Origin of the sequence: Pseudomonas sp. Z8(2022), assembly GCF_025837155.1 — a bacterium.
In the GTDB taxonomy this organism is placed as follows: domain Bacteria; phylum Pseudomonadota; class Gammaproteobacteria; order Pseudomonadales; family Pseudomonadaceae; genus Aquipseudomonas.
In genome coordinates this window covers 3,504,177-3,521,003 of record NZ_CP107549.1, presented here as the reverse complement: position 1 = coordinate 3,521,003, position 16,827 = coordinate 3,504,177, and the positions used below count along the sequence as shown (strand labels likewise).

The window sequence follows — 16,827 nt, the reverse complement described above, 5'->3', positions numbered from 1 at the left end:
TTCATTATGTCGGCGACTCAAAATTACGGCACTGGCCGTCGCAAGACCGCTACCGCACGCGTATTCCTGCGTCCGGGTACTGGTAACATCTCGATCAACAATCGCAGCCTGGATACCTTCTTCGGCCGCGAGACCGCTCGCATGGTCGTGCGTCAGCCGCTGGAGCTGACCGAGACCGTCGAGAAGTTCGACATCTTCGTTACCGTTGCCGGTGGCGGTGTCAGTGGTCAGGCCGGTGCCATCCGTCATGGCATCACTCGCGCTCTGATCGAGTACGACGAAACCCTGCGCAGCCCGCTGCGTAAAGCCGGTTACGTCACTCGTGACGCCCGTGAAGTCGAGCGTAAGAAAGTCGGTCTGCGTAAAGCGCGTAAGCGTCCGCAGTACTCGAAGCGTTAATCGCGTCTACGCTTCCAAAAGCGCCCAGTTTCCTTACGGAGCTGGGCGTTTTTTATGGGCATGGCAAAGTGCTGCGACAACGTGCCGCAGACGCGCAAGCCGCGCGCGCCAAGGCTTTCGCTGATCTCTTGCGGGGTAATTACCTTGTCAGAAAAGGGGCTTTTCTTTACCATTTGGCGAATTTTTTGCGCGGCCCGATTTTTACTTAGTAGAGGCCTGAACAACAGGCCACAAAGCTGATGGGAGACGACTGAATGAGCAATGACGGCGTGAATGCAGGCCGGCGTCGCTTCCTGGTTGCAGCCACCTCCGTGGTGGGTGCAGCAGGGGCGGTAGGTGCTGCGACTCCGTTCGTGGGGTCATGGTTCCCCAGTGCCAAGGCCAAGGCGGCCGGTGCACCGGTGAAGGTGAACGTCAGCAAGATCGAGGCGGGTCAGCAGATGGTTGCTGAGTGGCGCGGTCAGCCGGTGTTCATCGTGCGCCGTACCGAGGAGATCCTGGCCAACCTGACCAAGATCGAAGGTAGCGTGGCTGACCCCGAATCCGCTGCTTCCGTGCAGCCGGAGTACGTGGACAAGAAAAACCGCTCGATCAAGCCGGAGTTGCTGGTGCTGGTAGGTCTGTGCACCCACCTGGGCTGCTCGCCGTCCTTCCGGCCGGAAGTGGCACCGGCCGATATGGGGCCGGACTGGGTTGGCGGCTATTTCTGCCCCTGCCACGGTTCCCGTTACGACCTCGCTGGTCGTGTCTACAAGGCGCAGCCGGCGCCGCTGAACCTGCCGGTGCCGCCGCACGCCTACGAGACAGATGATGTGATCATCATCGGTGTGGACCAGGAGAACGCGTGATGAGCAAATTCATGGAATGGGTGGATGCGCGCTTCCCCGCCACCAAGATGTGGGAAGACCATCTCTCCAAGTACTACGCACCGAAGAACTTCAACTTCTTCTACTTCTTCGGCTCGCTGGCACTGCTGGTGCTGGTCAACCAGATCGTTACCGGCATCTGGCTGACCATGAGCTTCGAACCTTCGGCTGAAGGCGCTTTCGCCTCGGTCGAATACATCATGCGTGACGTCGAATACGGCTGGATCCTGCGTTATCTGCACTCCACCGGTGCTTCGGCGTTCTTCGTGGTGGTCTACCTGCACATGTTCCGCGGTCTGCTCTACGGCTCCTATCAGAAGCCGCGCGAGCTGGTGTGGATCTTCGGCATGCTGATCTACCTGTGTCTGATGGCGGAAGCCTTCATGGGCTACCTGCTGCCCTGGGGCCAGATGTCCTACTGGGGTGCCCAGGTGATCATCTCGCTGTTCGGTGCCATCCCGGTGATCGGTGATGACCTGACTCAGTGGATCCGTGGTGACTACCTGATCTCCGGCATTACCCTGAACCGCTTCTTTGCCCTGCACGTGATCGCTCTGCCGATCGTCCTGCTCGGCCTGGTCGTGCTGCATATTCTCGCGCTGCACGAAGTCGGTTCGAACAACCCGGACGGCGTCGAGATCAAGAAGAACAAGGACGAGAACGGCATTCCACTGGATGGCATTCCGTTCCACCCGTACTACACCGTGAAAGATATCGTCGGTGTCGTGGTCTTCCTGTTCGTGTTCTGCTTCGTGGTGTTCTTCTTCCCTGAGATGGGCGGTTACTTCCTCGAGAAGCCGAACTTCGAAGCGGCCAACCCGTTCAAGACTCCTGAGCACATCGCTCCGGTTTGGTACTTCACCCCGTTCTACGCGATTCTGCGTGCGGTACCGGACAAGCTGCTCGGCGTTATCGCCATGGGCGCCGCCATCGCCGTGCTGTTCGTGCTGCCATGGCTCGACCGTAGCCCGGTCAAGTCGATGCGTTACAAGGGGTGGCTGAGCAAGATCTGGCTGGTGATCTTCTGCATCTCCTTCGTCATCCTCGGCGTACTGGGTGTGCTGGCGCCGACTCCGGGTCGTACCCTGCTGTCGCAGGTGTGCACCATCCTGTACTTCGCGTACTTCATCCTGATGCCGTTCTACACCAGGATGGAGAAGACCAAACCGGTTCCGGAAAGGGTGACTGGCTGATGAAAAAGCTCTTCGCTGCACTGATTCTCTCTGTACTGCCAGTTGCCGGCTTCGCCGCCGGCGCTGCAGTCCACCTGGACAAGGTCGATATCGACCTGACCGACAAGGCTGCCATGCAGGACGGCGCGCGTACTTTCGCCAACTACTGCATGGGCTGTCACTCGGCCCAGTACCAGCGCTACGAGCGCGTTGCCGATGATCTCGGCATCCCGCACGAAATCATGCTGGATAACCTGGTGTTCAACGATGCCAAGATCGGCGACCACATGAAGATCGGCATGAAGCCGGAAGATGCCAAGGTCTGGTTCGGTGCTGCTCCGCCCGATCTGACCTTGGTGGCTCGTGTACGCGGCAACGACTGGCTGTACACCTACCTGCGCAGCTTCTATGCCGACCCGAGCCGCCCGCTGGGTTCCAACAACAAGGTGTTCCCGAACGTGGGTATGCCGAACGTTCTGGTTGGTCTGCAGGGCAATCAGGTCATCGGTTGCAAGCAGGTTCAGGTCGTCACCGAAGGCAAGAAGCAGTTCGACCCTCTGACCGGCGCGCCGATCACTCACGAAGCCTGTGATCAGCTGACCATCGAACCGAACACCGGCAAGCTGAGCGAGGCCGAGTTCGACGAGAAGGTGAAGAACCTGGTGACCTTCCTGGCCTACTCGGCCAACCCGGTCAAGCTGAAGTCCCAGCGCATCGGCACCTACGTGCTGCTGTACCTGGCGTTCTTCTTCGTGTTCGCCTACCTGCTCAAGCGTGAGTACTGGAAGGACGTTCACTAAGTCGTTCGAGTTGTAGCGAAACTGCGCGCCCCTTAGGGGCGCGCAGGTTTTTCTACCCTGCCATTTCTGACGGCCACCCCAGGGTGCCGTGTCTGCGACGACAAATTGCTGCGGCAATTTTTCCTGTTTCTGCAAATCATAAAAAAGCGAGGAGGATCGCCATGGCGGTGACCAACAGGTTGACCTGCTACTCCGACCCCGCCGACCACTATTCCCATCGCGTGCGTCTGGTGCTCGCCGAGAAAGGTGTCAGCGTCGAGATCGTCGATGTCGTACAGGGCAACTGCCCGCCCAAGCTTGCCGAGGTCAACCCCTACGGCACTCTGCCGACGCTGGTCGATCGCGATCTGGCGCTGTACGAAGCGTCCGTGGTGATGGAGTATCTCGACGAGCGCTATCCGCATCCGCCCCTGTTGCCGGTTTATCCGGTGGCGCGTGCCAATAGTCGTCTGTTGATGCACCGTATTCAGCGGGACTGGTGCGTGCTGGTCGACCGTATTCTCGACAAGCGCAGCAAGGAGGCCGAGCGCCAGCTGGCGCGCAAGGAGCTGCGTGAGAGTCTCACAGGTGTTTCGCCGTTGTTCGCCGAGAAGGCTTTTTTCCTCAGCGAGGAGTTGAGCCTGGTGGATTGCTGTCTATTGCCTATTCTCTGGCGCTTGCCGGTGCTGGGCATCGAGTTGCCGCGTCCGGCCAAGCCATTGCTCGACTACATGGAGCGCCAGTTCGCCCGTGAGGCGTTTCAGGCCAGTCTTTCCGCTGCCGAGCGCGCGATGCGCTGAGAAGGAGGAGATCATGAATTCCAGTCGTCCCTATCTGGTTCGCGCCCTGTACGAATGGATCGTCGATAACGACTGCACGCCGCACCTGCTGGTCAATGCCGAGCACCCTGGGGTGCAGGTGCCGTCCGGCTTTGCCAGTGACGGCCAGATCGTGCTCAATGCGTCGCCCAGTGCCGTGCGTCATCTGCACATGGATAACGAGGCCGTGAGCTTCGAGGGGCGCTTCGGTGGTGTGGCGCATAGCCTTTACATCCCCGCGGCGGCGATCCTGGCGATCTATGCACGGGAAAATGGTCAGGGCATGGTCTTCGATATGGAATCGCCGGTTGCCGGTGGTCCTGAAGAGCCGGGGCCGGATGACGATGGTCCGTCCGGTGACGAGCCGCCGCGCCCAAGCGGTCGACCCAGTCTGAAAGTGGTCAAGTAGGAAAATCAAAAGGGCGCCCATGGGGCGCCCTTGTCGTCTCTTCAGGTTCGAATCAGTTGGTGTATTCGAACAGGCGCACGATCCGCTGCACGCCGGATACGGTCTGAGCGACCTGAGTGGCGGCGTTGGCTTCTTCGCGAGTGACCAGGCCGAGCAGGTAGACGATACCGTTCTCGGTAACCACCTTGATGCGTGCGCTTGGCACGTTGCTGTCAGCCAGCATCTGCGTCTTGATCTTGGTGGTCAGCAGCGAATCGTTGCTGCGCGCCAGCAGGGAGGCCGGTTGCTGCACCTGCAGCTCGTTGTAGACCTTCTTCACGCCCTGTACGCCGCGGGCGGTTTGCGCGGCCTGGTCCTTGAGCTCGCTGCGTGGAGTCTGTCCGGCGAGCAGGATCACACCGTTGTAACTGGTTACCACGATGCGCGAGGTCGGGCTGGTCAGGTCGGCGTGAGCATTGCTGATGCGCGAGGCAACCTCGGGGCCGAGGAACTGATCGTCGATCTTGTTGCCGATGCTGCGGCTGCCGCAGCCTGCCAGGGTCAGGGTAACGGCCAGGGCGGCCAGAATCAGGGCAGAACGCTTCATTCTTCACTCCCAAACAATTGACTGTCGATCAGGTCGCACAGGCAGTGGATGGTCAGCAGATGGACCTCCTGAATGCGTGCGGTGACTTTGGCTGGAACGCGGATCTCGACATCTTCCGGCAGCAGCAGCGAGGCCATGCCGCCGCCGTCGCGGCCGGTGAGGGCGACGACAATCATCTCGCGGTCATGCGCAGCCTGGATGGCCTGGATGACATTCGCCGAGTTGCCGCTGGTGGAAATCGCCAGCAGCACGTCACCGGGCTGGCCGAGTGCGCGAATCTGTTTCGAGAACACCTCGTTGTAGCTGTAATCGTTGGCGATCGAGGTGATGGTCGAGCTGTCGGTGGTCAGGGCGATGGCCGGCAGGCTTGGGCGCTCGCGCTCGAAGCGGTTGAGCAGCTCGGAGGAAAAGTGCTGGGCATCGCCGGCGGAGCCGCCGTTGCCGCAGGAGAGAATCTTGCCCTCGTTGAGCAGGGCCTGGACCATCACCAGGCTGGCGTGCTCGATATAGGGCGCGAGGACTTCCATGGCCTGCTGCTTGGTGTCGATGCTGGCTTGGAAGAGCTGGCGGATTCGGGATTGCATGTCCATCGGTTAAACCTTGAATGTACGGCCGTCAGGCATCGAAAGCGTTCTTGATCCAGTCGAGGCGAGCGGCGCCGTCAGTGCTGATGGCGACCACGTCGAAGCGGCAGGGGTGGCGGGCCCAGCGTGAGTGCTGCTGGAGGAAGAGTTCTGCGGCGATGACCAGCTTGCCACGCTTGCGCGCATCGATGCTCTCCAGGGCGCCGCCCCAGGCGCTGTGGCGGCGGGCGCGGACTTCGACGAATACTACTGTATCGCCGTCGAGCATGACCAGATCGAGCTCGCCACGCCGACAGCTCCAGTTCTGTTCGATCAGGCGCAGGCCGTTACGTTCCAGATGCTGCCGGGCCGCCTGTTCGGCGGCTCGGCCCAGATCGTTGTGTGCGCTCAATTGATGCTGTCGGGAAGGCGCTGAACCTGGCCGCCACGGAATTCGGCCCAGGGCAGCTGGCGTTCGATGCGTTGCGCAGGGTTGAGGCTGAGACTGCCGGACAGCCCTTCGATGCGCGACTCGGGCAGGGCCTTGAGCTGGCCCAGGCGCGGCGCCAGGCGGTAGGCATCGACGCCCATTGCATACAGGCGACCCAGACTGCCGCCAGCCTGCGGCCACTGGTTGCTGACTTCCTGGCGCAGCGGAGCGTGGGCGTCGAGCAGCCAGGGGGTTTCGCAGAAGCGGATGCCTTCCAGGTCCTGATACTGAGCCTGGCTGTGGGCGCCGGTGAACAGGTGCGAGGTGGCATAGACCGGCACATCCCCGGCGTACTGGAAGGCCAGGGTCGGCTTGATCTGCTGCGCCTGTTGCGGGGTGGCGGCGAGGAAAATGAAGTCGATGTCCTGGCGGCGTGCCGGTTGCGCATCCAGGCTCGAGCCCAGGGTGTTCTGCAGGCGACGTGCGCGGACTTCGCTTTCGCGCAGCTGGAACAGGTCGGCGATCTGGCGGGCCAGCTCCACTGGCTGGTCGACATGCTCGGCGGCGATCAGGGTTCCACCCTGGGCCTGCCAGCTCTGGCGGAAGGCATCCAGTACTCGGTCGCCCCAGTCACCACGCGGTACCAGCGCTACGGCGCGGCGCATGCCGTCATTCCAGGCGCGGCGCGCCACTTCGCGGGCTTCATCCTCAGCGGCCAGGCCGAACTGGAACAGCTGCGCGGGGCCTTCCTGGCCGGCGTCGCTGTAATTCAGGGCCAGGGTGGTGATGGGAAGTTGTTCGCGGTCGCTGAGCTGCTTGACCAGCGGCTTCTCCAGCGGGCCGACCACCAGTTGTACACCGTCGGCCTGTGCCTGCTGGTAGAAGGCATCCAGCGAGCCGATGCGGGCGCTGTCGTACAGTTTGATGTCCGGTGGGGTCTGTCCGGCCTGCTGCGCCTCGTAATGCGCGGCGAGGAATCCGTCGCGCAGGGCGCGGGCAACGCTGGCCAGCTGGCCTTCCTGTGGCAGCAGCAGGGCGATACGGGTCAGTGGTTGGCTGGCCAGCTCGCGCAGTTTGCCCAGCGCTTCGGGCAGTTGCTCGGCCGCCGGGTGTTGCGGGTTCTGCGCGACCCACTGGTCGATGGCTGCCTGCTGCTGTTCGAGGGTGGCGCTGCCTTTGGTCAGGCGAGCCAGCTCCAGCCAGCCGGCAAGGTCGCTGTCGGCACCGGCAGAGGTTTGTGCCGGCAGGGCGGTGACCAGTGCCCAGATGTTCTCGTGGTTGTCGTGCGCGGCCAGGCCGCTCAGCAGCGGTGCAGTGAACACGCGCTCGCGGGCGGCAGCCAGGGTCTGGCCGTTGGCCTCGAGGGCGCGTGCACGAACCAGCTGGGTGCGGATCTGTTGCTCGACCGGCAGTTCGCCCAGGCGCTCGAGGCTGGGGTGTTGCAGGGCTTTCAGCGCACTCTTGGGTTGCTTGCGGGCCATGGCCAGCTCAGCCTGCAGGGTGCTGACGAAGATCTGTTGTGCAGGCTGCAGGCTGGCGATGTCGATCTGCTCGAGGATGCGCGTGGCGCGCGCCACGTCATTCTGCTGGTAGCTCTGATCGGCTGCCGACAGACGCAGCAGGGCGGCCTGTTCCGGTTTGCTCTCGGCGGCCTGCTGGAGCATCTGCTCGATGCTGGCTTGGGGTGTGCGCGGCAGTTGACCCAGGTTGCTGGAGGGCGAGCTGGCGCAGGCGGCGAGCAGGCCGGCCAGGAAAAGAGCGGAAAGAGGGCGCAGGCTAGCGATCATCGGGTCATCCTGATACTTGAGCAAATCAAGCGGCAATTGTACCCAAGCCCCGAGATCGGTGCGATGCCGCTGGGTCGGAACCGGCTAGAATGAGCGCTCATTCAATTAACGAGGTGTTTCCAGTGAGTCAGCCCGCAGTCGCAAGCGTCCAGCCCGGCAGCCTTTATGTGGTGGCCACGCCGATCGGCAACCTGGATGACATCAGTGCACGGGCCTTGCGGGTTCTGCGCGAGGTGGCACTGATCGCAGCGGAGGACACCCGGCATTCGGCGCGGCTGCTGCAGCACTTCGGTATCGAAACGCCGTTGGCTGCCTGTCACGAGCACAACGAGCGCGATCAGGGCGGGCGTTTTTTGGCGAGGTTGCAGGCCGGTGAGGATGTTGCGCTGATTTCCGATGCCGGTACGCCGTTGATTTCCGATCCGGGTTACCACCTGGTGCGCCAGGCGCGTGCGGCAGGATTCGCGGTGGTACCGGTGCCGGGGGCCTGCGCGCTGATCGCGGCATTGTCGGCAGCCGGTCTGCCGTCGGATCGCTTCATCTTCGAGGGGTTCCTGCCGGCCAAGGCTGCGGGGCGACGCGCGCGCCTGGAGCAGGTGAGCGAGGAACCGCGCACGCTGATCTTCTACGAGGCGCCGCACCGGATTCTCGAATGCCTGCAGGATATGCGCGACGTGTTTGGCAGCGAGCGCCCGGCATTGCTCGCACGCGAGCTGACCAAAACCTTCGAGACCTTGCAGGGGTTGCCACTGGCCGAGCTGTGCGAATGGGTGGCCGCCGACAGCAATCAGCAGCGGGGCGAGTGCGTGGTGCTGGTGGCGGGCTGGCAGGCGCCGGAAGGTGAGGAGGCGGTCAGTGCCGAAGCGCTGCGCGTGCTCGATCTGCTGATGGCCGAAATGCCCCTCAAGCGCGCAGCGGCGCTGGCGGCAGAGATCACCGGGGTGCGCAAGAACCTGCTCTATCAGGTGGCTCTGGAGCGCAAGGGGTAGCGCTGTCTCGCTTGCAGCTTGCCATCACGACCGGTACCCTTGCCGGCGGAGAGTCGATCGGACAGTCGCTGCCTTCGCAAGAAGGGGGAGGAAAGTCCGGGCTCCATAGGGCGGAGTGCCAGGTAACGCCTGGGAGGCGCGAGCCTACGGAAAGTGCCACAGAAAATAACCGCCTAAGCGCTTCGGCGCCGGTAAGGGTGAAAAGGTGCGGTAAGAGCGCACCGCACGGCTGGCAACAGTCCGTGGCTAGGTAAACCCCACTCGGAGCAAGACCAAATAGGGTTCCATCGGCGTGGCCCGCGCTGGAACCGGGTAGGTTGCTAAAGGCGTGCAGTGATGTACGTCGTAGAGGAATGGCTGTCCTCGACAGAACCCGGCTTACAGATCGACTCTCCTCCTTCCCTTCTCGTTTTGCTCTTCTATTCCCCGCTCGTCTGATACCGAAAAATTCTTACTCTTAACAAATTACTTTAAGTTCGAATTTCAGCTCGCTGGATTGGCTGAAATTTATCTGTCAAAGCCGGCTCCGGCATCCCTTTTCCCCTCGCTTTTGTTCGCTAAATCTCCGTCCTGTAAGGATTTTTCCGTTTCACCGCGCCTTGACGGTGGGGCGTAGGCGTTTCTATAGTGTGCGCAAGTGGTGAAAAGTGGCATGAAGTGGGTTTTTATGGGCGCGGAAAGCTAGATAAAGGGGAAGCGCAAGCGTGTTTCGCGGAGCTAATGCCATCAGTCTCGACGCCAAAGGGCGCCTCGCGATGCCGAGTCGGTATCGTGACGAGCTCGTTTCGCGTTGTGCAGGCCAGCTCATCGTGACCATCGACATCAATGACCCCTGCCTGAACATCTATCCCCTGGTCGAGTGGGAGCGGATCGAGGAAAAGCTCAGCGTACTGGCCTCCCTGGATGAGAAGAACCGGATCCTGCAGCGTCTGCTGGTAGGTAACGCGGTGGATCTCGAAATGGACGGCAGTGCGCGCATCCTGATCCCGCCGCGTCTGCGCGAACACGTCAAGCTGGACAAGCACGCGATGCTGGTCGGCCACCTGAACAAGTTCCAGCTGTGGGATGAACAAACCTGGAATGACCAAGCTGCAAACGACCTGGCCGCCATCAAGCAGCCGGGAGCCCTTTCCGATGAACTGCGTAGCCTGATCCTGTGACCATGACCGATACCTTGCGCCATATCACCGTGCTGCTCGACGAGGCCGTCGAGGGGCTCGCCGTGCGCGCTGACGGTTGCTATATGGATGGCACCTTCGGGCGTGGCGGGCACAGCCGGCTGATCCTGCAAAAACTCGGACCAGGTGGACGGTTGCTGGGATTCGACAAGGATCCCCTGGCAATAGCTACCGGGGAAGCATTGGCGGCCGAAGACGGCCGCTTTGTCGTTGTGCAGCGCAGTTTTGCGGAACTTGGCGACGAGGCCGTTGTCCGCGGCATTTCCGGGCAGGTCTCCGGCATCCTTCTGGATCTCGGCGTGTCTTCTCCGCAACTGGATGACCCGGAGCGCGGCTTCAGTTTCCTCAACGACGGCCCACTGGATATGCGCATGAATCCGGATGCCGGTGTGAGTGCGGCGGACTGGATCGCCACGGCTGCCGAAGACGAAATCGCCCGTGTGATGAAGGATTACGGCGAGGAGCGTTTTGCCAAACGTATGGCGCGTGCCGTTGTGCAGCGTCGCGCCGAACAGCCATTCACCCGCACTGCGGATTTGGCAAAAGTGCTGACCGATGCCAATCCCGCCTGGGAAAAGGGCAAGAATCCGGCCACTCGGGCGTTTCAGGGCATCCGTATCCACGTCAACAACGAACTCGGTGATCTCGAGCGCGGCCTCGAGGCTGCGCTGGAAACCCTCGAGGTGGGTGGCCGCCTGGTGGTGATCAGCTTCCACTCGCTGGAAGACCGCATCGTCAAGCAATTCATGAAACGCCAGGCCAAGGGCGAGGCGGACAAGCTGCCACGTGATCTGCCGATTATTCCGAAGGCCTTCGAGCCGCGTCTCAAGCTGATCGGTAAGCCGGTCTACGCTGGCGAAGCGGAACTCAAGGCCAATCCGCGCTCGCGCAGCGCGGTGATGCGCATCGCGGAGAAGTTGCGGTGAGCCGCCGGCTGATCAAATCCATGCCCAACGGCAGCTTTCTGATGCTGCTGTTGTTCATCGCCATTCTGGTTTCCGCTGTGGCGGTGTCCTACAGCGCGCATTGGAATCGCCTGTTGCTCAACGAGCTGTATGGCGAACTGAGCGTGCGCGACAAGGCGCAGGCCGAGTGGGGCCGGCTGATTCTCGAGCAGAGCACCTGGACTGCGCACAACCGCATCGAGGCGCTGGCGACCGAGCAGCTGAAAATGCACATTCCCGACCCCGCCGCCGTGCGCATGGTGCAACCATGATCGGTCTCGAAGGCGCGCTCTATCCCTGGCGTTTCCGCCTGGTGCTGGCATTGCTCGCCCTGATGGCCGGCGCCATTGCCTGGCGCATGCTCGATCTGCAGGTGCTCGACCATGACTTCCTCAAGGCCCATGGCGATGCCCGCAGTGTCCGTCATATCCCGATTCCGGCGCACCGTGGCCTGATCACCGACCGCAATGGCGAGCCGCTGGCGGTCAGTACCCCCGTGACCACGCTGTGGGCCAACGGCAAGGAACTGCAGGCCGGTCGTGAACATTGGCCGGCACTGGCCGCCGCCCTCGGACAGGACCCGGCCAGCTTCGCTGCACGTCTGGAGCAGAACAAGGAACGCGAGTTCATGTATCTGGTGCGCGGTCTGACCCCGGAGAAGGGCCAGTCGGTGCTCGATCTCAAGGTGCCGGGCGTATACGCCATCGAGGAATTCCGTCGCTTCTATCCGGCCGGCGAAGTCGCTGCGCATGTCGTCGGCTTCACCGATATCGACGACCGCGGGCGTGAGGGCATGGAGCTGGCCTACGAAGACTGGCTGGCCGGTGTGCCGGGCAAGCGTCAGGTGCTCAAGGACCGTCGCGGCAAGCTGATCAAGGATGTACAGGTCACGCAGAACGCCAAGGCCGGTAAGGCCTTGGCGTTGTCCATTGATCTGCGCCTGCAGTATCTGGCCCACCGCGAGCTGCGCAATGCACTGCTGGAAAACGACGCCAAGGCCGGTAGCCTGGTCATGGTCGACGTGAAAACCGGCGAAGTGCTGGCGATGGTCAACCATCCCACCTACAACCCGAACAACCGCCGCAACCTGACCCCGGCAGCCATGCGCAACCGCGCAATGATCGATGTGTTCGAGCCCGGCTCGACCATCAAGCCGCTGTCGATGGCCGCCGCATTGGAAACCGGCCGCTGGAAGCCCAGCGATATCGTCCAGGTGGGCAACGGCACGCTGCAGATTGGCCGCTACACCATTCGTGACGTGTCCCGCACCCAGGGGCCGGCACTGGATCTGACCGGCATTCTGATCAACTCCAGCAACGTCGGCATGAGCAAGATCGCCTTCGATGTGGGCGGCGAGCAGCTGCACCAGGTATTCAGCAATCTCGGTTTCGGTCGCGATACCGGTCTGGGCTTCCCCGGCGAGCGCGTTGGCAATCTGCCCAACCATCGCAAGTGGCGCGAAGCGGAAACGGCCACGCTGTCCTACGGCTACGGCCTGTCGGTGACTGCGGTGCAACTGGCGCATGCCTATGCAGCGCTGGGCAATGGTGGGCGCATGACCCCGCTGTCGATGATCCGCGTGGATGAAAAACCCGGTTCGATGCAGGTGGTGCCGGCGGATGTGGCCAAGACCCTGCAGGGCATGCTGCAGCAGGTTACCGAGGCGCCGCGTGGCGTATTCCGCGCCCAGGTGCCGGGTTATCACGTAGCGGGCAAGAGCGGCACTGCACGCAAGACCAACTCCGGGGCCAAGGGTTACCAGACCAATTCCTATCGTTCCCTGTTCGCGGGCTTCGCGCCGGCGCAGGACCCGCGCATTGCGCTGGTCGTGGTCATCGACGAGCCGGGCAAGGGCGCCTACTACGGTGGTCTGATCTCCGCGCCGGTGTTCAGCCGGGTGATGGCCGGTTCGCTGCGTCTGATGAACATCGCGCCGGACAACCTGCCGCCGCCCGAGCAGAAGATGGCCGCCGTGGGTCAGGGAGGGCGTAACTGATGCCCATGCCACTCAATCAATTGCTGCCCGCTGCCGAGAGCGGCGTGCTGATTCGTGAACTGACCCTGGACAGTCGCAAGGTGCGTCCGGGTGATCTGTTTCTGGCCGTGCCCGGCACCCAGCAGGATGGCCGCGTGCATATCGCCGACGCCATCGCCCGCGGCGCTGCCGCCGTTGCCTTCGAGGCCGTAGGCGCGCCGGCTATGCATGCCGACAGCGCTGTGCTGGTTTCCGTGAAAGGACTGGCCGGCCAGCTTTCGGCCATTGCCGGGCGCTTCTACGGCGAGCCAAGCCGTGGCCTGAATCTGATCGGCGTTACCGGTACCAACGGCAAGACCAGTGTCAGCCAGTTGCTGGCGCAGGCACTGGATCTGCTCGGTCAGCCGTGCGGTATCGTCGGCACTCTGGGCAACGGTTTCCATGGTGCACTGGAGCAGGGCAAGCACACCACGCCCGATCCGGTGGGTGTTCAGGCGACTCTGGCCTCGCTCAAACAGGCCGGTGCGCGCGCCGTGGCCATGGAAGTCTCTTCCCATGGTCTGGATCAGGCCCGTGTCGCCGCGCTGGAGTTCGACGTGGCGGTGTTTACCAACCTGTCGCGTGACCACCTCGACTACCACGGCAGCATGGAGGCTTATGGCGCAGCCAAGGCCAAGCTGTTCGCCTGGCCAAATCTGCGTTGCCGGGTGATCAACCTTGATGACGCATTCGGCCGCGAGCTGGCGCAGCAGTCGCAGGAGTCACGCCTGATCGGCTACAGCCTGAACGATGCTGGCGCCTTCCTCTATTGCAGCGAAGCGCATTTCGATGACCACGGCGTGCGCGCGCGCCTGGTGACGCCGCGTGGCGAGGGTGTGCTGCGCAGCAACCTGCTCGGTCGTTTCAATCTGAGCAATCTGCTGGCGGTGGTCGGTGCCCTGCTGGGGCTGGATTACGCCCTCGACGAGATTCTCAAGGTCATGCCGCAACTGCAGGGGCCGGCTGGCCGCATGCAGCGCCTCGGCGGCGGCGACAAGCCGCTGGTGGTGGTCGACTACGCGCACACCCCCGATGCCCTGGAAAAAGTACTTGAAGCCATGCGTCCGCATGTCGAGGGGCGTCTGGTCTGTCTGTTCGGCTGTGGCGGTGACCGCGATCGCGGCAAGCGCCCGCTGATGGCCGCGGTGGCCGAGCGTCTGGCCGATGTGGTGTGGGTAACCGATGACAATCCGCGTAGCGAAGATCCGGCGCAGATCGTTGACGATATCCGTGCGGGCTTCGTTGCTCCGGAGCAGGTGCAGTTCATTCACGGCCGGGGCGATGCCATTGCGCGACTGGTCGCTCAGGCTGAAACCACCGATGTACTGGTGCTGGCCGGCAAGGGGCACGAGGATTACCAGGAAATCATGGGCGTGCGCCAGCCGTTTTCCGATCTGATCGAAGCGAACAAGGCCCTGGCGGCCTGGGAGGCGGCTCATGCTTAAGTCCTGGCTGCTCAGCGATGTCGCTGCTGACTTGGGCGCCCGCGTGATCGGCGCGGATGTCGCCTTCTCCGCCGTCGGTACCGACAGCCGTACCATCGCCGCCGGCCAGTTGTTCGTTGCGCTGACCGGGCCGCGTTTTGACGGTCACGATTACCTGGCCGAGGTTGCTGCCAAGGGTGCTGTAGCTGCGCTGGTGGAACGCGAAGTGGCGAATGCGCCGTTGCCGCAATTGCTGGTGGCCGATACGCGCATGGCACTCGGTCAGCTGGGCGCGCTGAACCGCCATGCCTTCACTGGTCCGTTGGCGGCGGTGACCGGCTCCAGCGGCAAGACCAGCGTCAAGGAGATGCTGGCGTCCATCCTGCGTGCCGGCCTGAACGGCGCGGTGCTGGCTACTCGTGGCAACCTCAACAATGATCTCGGTGTACCGCTGACCCTGCTGGAGCTGGCTGCGGAGCATCGTGCCGGGGTGATCGAGCTGGGCGCCAACCATGTCGGCGAGATCGCCTACACCGTCAGTCTGACCCGACCGCAGGTGGCCATCATTACCAATGCCGGCAATGCCCATGTCGGTGAGTTCGGTGGCCCGGACAAGATCGTCGAGGCCAAGGGCGAGATTCTCGAAGGCCTGCCGGACGATGGCGTGGCGGTGCTCAATCTGGATGACAAGGCCTTTGCCATCTGGCAGCGCCGTGCTGCCGGTCGCCGGGTCTTCAGCTTCGCACTGCGCGATACCCGCGCAGCCTTCCACGCCAGTGATCTGGCGCGTGATGAGCGCGGTTGCCAGGGTTTCATCCTGCGCAGCCCGGTTGGCAGCGCACCTATCCAGCTCAATCTGCTGGGTGAGCACAATGTGGCCAACGCGCTGGCGGCCTGCGCGGCAGCCCATGCTCTAGGCATGCCGTTGGTCGCCATGGTTCAGGGGCTGGAAAGCCTGCAGCCGGTCAAGGGCCGCGCCGTAGCGCAGCTGGCTCCGAATGGAGTGCGGGTGATCGATGACAGCTACAACGCCAACCCCGTGTCCATGTGTGCGGCGGTGGATATACTCGCCGGCTTCTCCGGTCGCACTGTCCTGGTGCTGGGAGACATGGGCGAACTGGGCGAGTGGGCCGAACAGGGCCATCGCGATGTTGGTCGTCATGCTGCTGGCAAGGTCGACGCGCTGTATGCCGTAGGTCCGCTGATGCGTTTCGCTGTCGAGGCGTTCGGCTCAAAAGGTCGCCACTTCGCCGATCAGGCCGAGCTGATCGAAGCGCTTCGCGCCGAGCAGGCCGGCAGCACATTACTAATCAAGGGTTCACGTAGCGCAGCCATGGACAAGGTCGTGGCGGCGCTGTGTGGCGTATCTGGGGAGATTCACTAAATGCTGCTGCTGCTGGCGGAGTACCTGCAACAGTTCCACAAGGGCTTCGCGGTCTTTCAGTACCTGACCCTGCGCGGCATCCTCGGCGTGCTTACCGCCCTGGCGCTGTCGCTGTGGCTCGGCCCGTGGATGATCCGCACCCTGCAGGTGCGTCAGATCGGTCAGGCCGTGCGCAACGACGGCCCGCAGTCGCACCTGTCGAAGAAGGGCACGCCGACCATGGGCGGGGCGCTGATCCTCACTGCCATCACCGTCAGCACCCTGCTCTGGGCCGATCTGTCCAACCGCTACGTCTGGGTGGTGCTGGCCGTCACCCTGCTGTTCGGCGCCATCGGCTGGGTCGATGATTACCGCAAGGTGATCGAGAAGAACTCGCGTGGTCTGCCGAGCCGCTGGAAGTACTTCTGGCAATCGGTGTTCGGCCTGGGCGCCGCCTGCTTCCTTTATATGACCGCGCAGACTCCGGTGGAAACCACGCTGATCCTGCCGCTGCTCAAGGACGTGAGTATCCCGCTGGGGATCGGCTTCGTGGTACTGACCTACTTCGTCATCGTCGGTTCGAGCAATGCGGTGAACCTCACCGATGGCCTCGACGGTCTGGCCATTTTGCCTACCGTGATGGTCGGTGGCGCCCTGGGTATCTTCTGCTACCTGTCGGGCAACGTGAATTTCGCCGAATACCTGCTGATCCCGTATGTGCCGGGGTCGGGTGAACTGATCATATTCTGCGCCGCTCTGGTGGGTGCCGGTCTGGGCTTTCTCTGGTTCAACACCTATCCGGCCCAGGTATTCATGGGCGACGTCGGCGCGCTGGCCCTCGGCGCCGCGCTGGGCACCATTGCCGTGATCGTGCGTCAGGAAATCGTGCTGTTCATCATGGGTGGCGTGTTCGTCATGGAAACCCTGTCGGTGATCATCCAGGTCGCCAGCTTCAAGCTGACCGGCAAGCGCGTGTTCCGCATGGCGCCGATCCACCATCATTTCGAACTCAAGGGCTGGCCCGAGCCACGCGTGATCGTCCGCTTCTGGATTATCACCGTGATTCTCGTGCTGATCGGCCTGGCCACCCTGAAACTGAGGTAATT

At 62.7% G+C, this 16,827-nt stretch carries 18 protein-coding genes and 1 other RNA gene; 15 read left to right on the top strand and 4 right to left on the bottom strand.

Going from position 1 to position 16,827, the window contains the following annotated elements:
* Window positions 1-6: 6 nt before the first annotated feature.
* The 6 genes from rpsI to OEG79_RS16840 all read left to right on the top strand — a co-directional run bounded on the left by rpsI (window position 7) and on the right by OEG79_RS16840 (window position 4,443).
* A complete protein-coding gene (rpsI, locus tag OEG79_RS16865) occupies window positions 7-399 on the top strand; it encodes a 30S ribosomal protein S9 (RefSeq protein ID WP_013714129.1) in 393 nt (130 codons plus the stop codon).
* A gap of 254 nt (window positions 400-653) precedes the next feature.
* Window positions 654-1,247, top strand: a complete 594-nt coding sequence (gene petA / locus OEG79_RS16860) for a ubiquinol-cytochrome c reductase iron-sulfur subunit (protein ID WP_264146102.1) — start codon at window positions 654-656, stop codon at window positions 1,245-1,247.
* Window positions 1,247-2,458, top strand: a complete 1,212-nt coding sequence (locus OEG79_RS16855) for a cytochrome b (protein WP_264146101.1) — start codon at window positions 1,247-1,249, stop codon at window positions 2,456-2,458. The genes petA and OEG79_RS16855 overlap by 1 nt, the downstream gene beginning before the upstream one ends.
* Entirely contained in the window at window positions 2,458-3,237 is a 780-nt protein-coding gene (locus OEG79_RS16850) for a cytochrome c1 (protein WP_264146100.1), read from the top strand. The genes OEG79_RS16855 and OEG79_RS16850 overlap by 1 nt, the downstream gene beginning before the upstream one ends.
* Before the next feature lie 161 nt (window positions 3,238-3,398).
* Entirely contained in the window at window positions 3,399-4,016 is a 618-nt protein-coding gene (locus tag OEG79_RS16845; protein WP_264146099.1) for a glutathione S-transferase N-terminal domain-containing protein, read from the top strand.
* Window positions 4,017-4,029: 13 nt separating this feature from the next.
* Window positions 4,030-4,443 carry a ClpXP protease specificity-enhancing factor gene (locus OEG79_RS16840; RefSeq protein WP_264146098.1) on the top strand — a complete coding sequence of 138 codons (414 nt, stop codon included), beginning with the start codon at window positions 4,030-4,032 and terminating at the stop codon, window positions 4,441-4,443.
* Between the two features lie 52 nt (window positions 4,444-4,495).
* On the opposite strand, the gene OEG79_RS16835 is transcribed toward OEG79_RS16840, so the two are convergent.
* The 4 genes from OEG79_RS16835 to OEG79_RS16820 are packed head-to-tail and all read right to left on the bottom strand — an operon-like array spanning window position 4,496 to window position 7,809.
* Entirely contained in the window at window positions 4,496-5,029 is a 534-nt protein-coding gene (locus tag OEG79_RS16835; RefSeq protein ID WP_264146097.1) for a BON domain-containing protein, read from the bottom strand.
* Complete coding sequence (locus OEG79_RS16830) at window positions 5,026-5,619, bottom strand: phosphoheptose isomerase (protein WP_024307016.1); 594 nt, start codon at window positions 5,617-5,619, stop codon at window positions 5,026-5,028. The genes OEG79_RS16835 and OEG79_RS16830 overlap by 4 nt, the downstream gene beginning before the upstream one ends.
* A 25-nt stretch (window positions 5,620-5,644) precedes the next feature.
* Window positions 5,645-6,004 carry a YraN family protein gene (locus tag OEG79_RS16825; RefSeq protein WP_264146096.1) on the bottom strand — a complete coding sequence of 120 codons (360 nt, stop codon included), beginning with the start codon at window positions 6,002-6,004 and terminating at the stop codon, window positions 5,645-5,647.
* A complete protein-coding gene (locus OEG79_RS16820) occupies window positions 6,001-7,809 on the bottom strand; it encodes a penicillin-binding protein activator (protein ID WP_264146095.1) in 1,809 nt (602 codons plus the stop codon). The genes OEG79_RS16825 and OEG79_RS16820 overlap by 4 nt, the downstream gene beginning before the upstream one ends.
* 89 nt (window positions 7,810-7,898) lie before the next feature.
* Between OEG79_RS16820 and rsmI the strand changes: the two genes are divergently transcribed.
* The 9 genes from rsmI to mraY all read left to right on the top strand — a co-directional run bounded on the left by rsmI (window position 7,899) and on the right by mraY (window position 16,825).
* Complete coding sequence (gene rsmI, locus OEG79_RS16815; RefSeq protein ID WP_264146094.1) at window positions 7,899-8,798, top strand: 16S rRNA (cytidine(1402)-2'-O)-methyltransferase; 900 nt, start codon at window positions 7,899-7,901, stop codon at window positions 8,796-8,798.
* A 49-nt stretch (window positions 8,799-8,847) separates the two neighbouring features.
* Window positions 8,848-9,195, top strand: an RNA gene (rnpB, locus tag OEG79_RS16810) — RNase P RNA component class A.
* A 307-nt stretch (window positions 9,196-9,502) separates the two neighbouring features.
* Window positions 9,503-9,958, top strand: a complete 456-nt coding sequence (mraZ, locus tag OEG79_RS16805; RefSeq protein WP_264146093.1) for a division/cell wall cluster transcriptional repressor MraZ — start codon at window positions 9,503-9,505, stop codon at window positions 9,956-9,958.
* A 2-nt stretch (window positions 9,959-9,960) separates the two neighbouring features.
* Window positions 9,961-10,902: a 16S rRNA (cytosine(1402)-N(4))-methyltransferase RsmH gene (rsmH, locus tag OEG79_RS16800; protein WP_264146092.1), complete on the top strand. Its 942-nt coding sequence runs from the start codon at window positions 9,961-9,963 to the stop codon at window positions 10,900-10,902.
* Window positions 10,903-10,922: 20 nt separating this feature from the next.
* Window positions 10,923-11,192 carry a cell division protein FtsL gene (gene ftsL / locus OEG79_RS16795; protein WP_413247548.1) on the top strand — a complete coding sequence of 90 codons (270 nt, stop codon included), beginning with the start codon at window positions 10,923-10,925 and terminating at the stop codon, window positions 11,190-11,192.
* Window positions 11,189-12,916 (top strand): peptidoglycan D,D-transpeptidase FtsI family protein, encoded by a 1,728-nt coding sequence (locus tag OEG79_RS16790; RefSeq protein ID WP_264146090.1) that lies wholly within the window; start codon window positions 11,189-11,191, stop codon window positions 12,914-12,916. Before ftsL ends, OEG79_RS16790 begins: the two co-directional genes overlap by 4 nt.
* Window positions 12,916-14,379, top strand: coding sequence for a UDP-N-acetylmuramoyl-L-alanyl-D-glutamate--2,6-diaminopimelate ligase (locus OEG79_RS16785; protein ID WP_264146089.1), 1,464 nt, complete (start codon window positions 12,916-12,918; stop codon window positions 14,377-14,379). Before OEG79_RS16790 ends, OEG79_RS16785 begins: the two co-directional genes overlap by 1 nt.
* The gene (locus OEG79_RS16780) at window positions 14,372-15,742 is read left to right on the top strand and encodes a UDP-N-acetylmuramoyl-tripeptide--D-alanyl-D-alanine ligase (RefSeq protein WP_264146088.1); all 1,371 of its coding nucleotides are present in this window, start codon (window positions 14,372-14,374) and stop codon (window positions 15,740-15,742) included. The genes OEG79_RS16785 and OEG79_RS16780 overlap by 8 nt, the downstream gene beginning before the upstream one ends.
* On the top strand, window positions 15,743-16,825 hold the full coding sequence (gene mraY / locus OEG79_RS16775; RefSeq protein WP_264146087.1) for a phospho-N-acetylmuramoyl-pentapeptide-transferase: 1,083 nt from the start codon (window positions 15,743-15,745) through the stop codon (window positions 16,823-16,825).
* The last annotated feature ends 2 nt before the right edge of the window (window positions 16,826-16,827 follow it).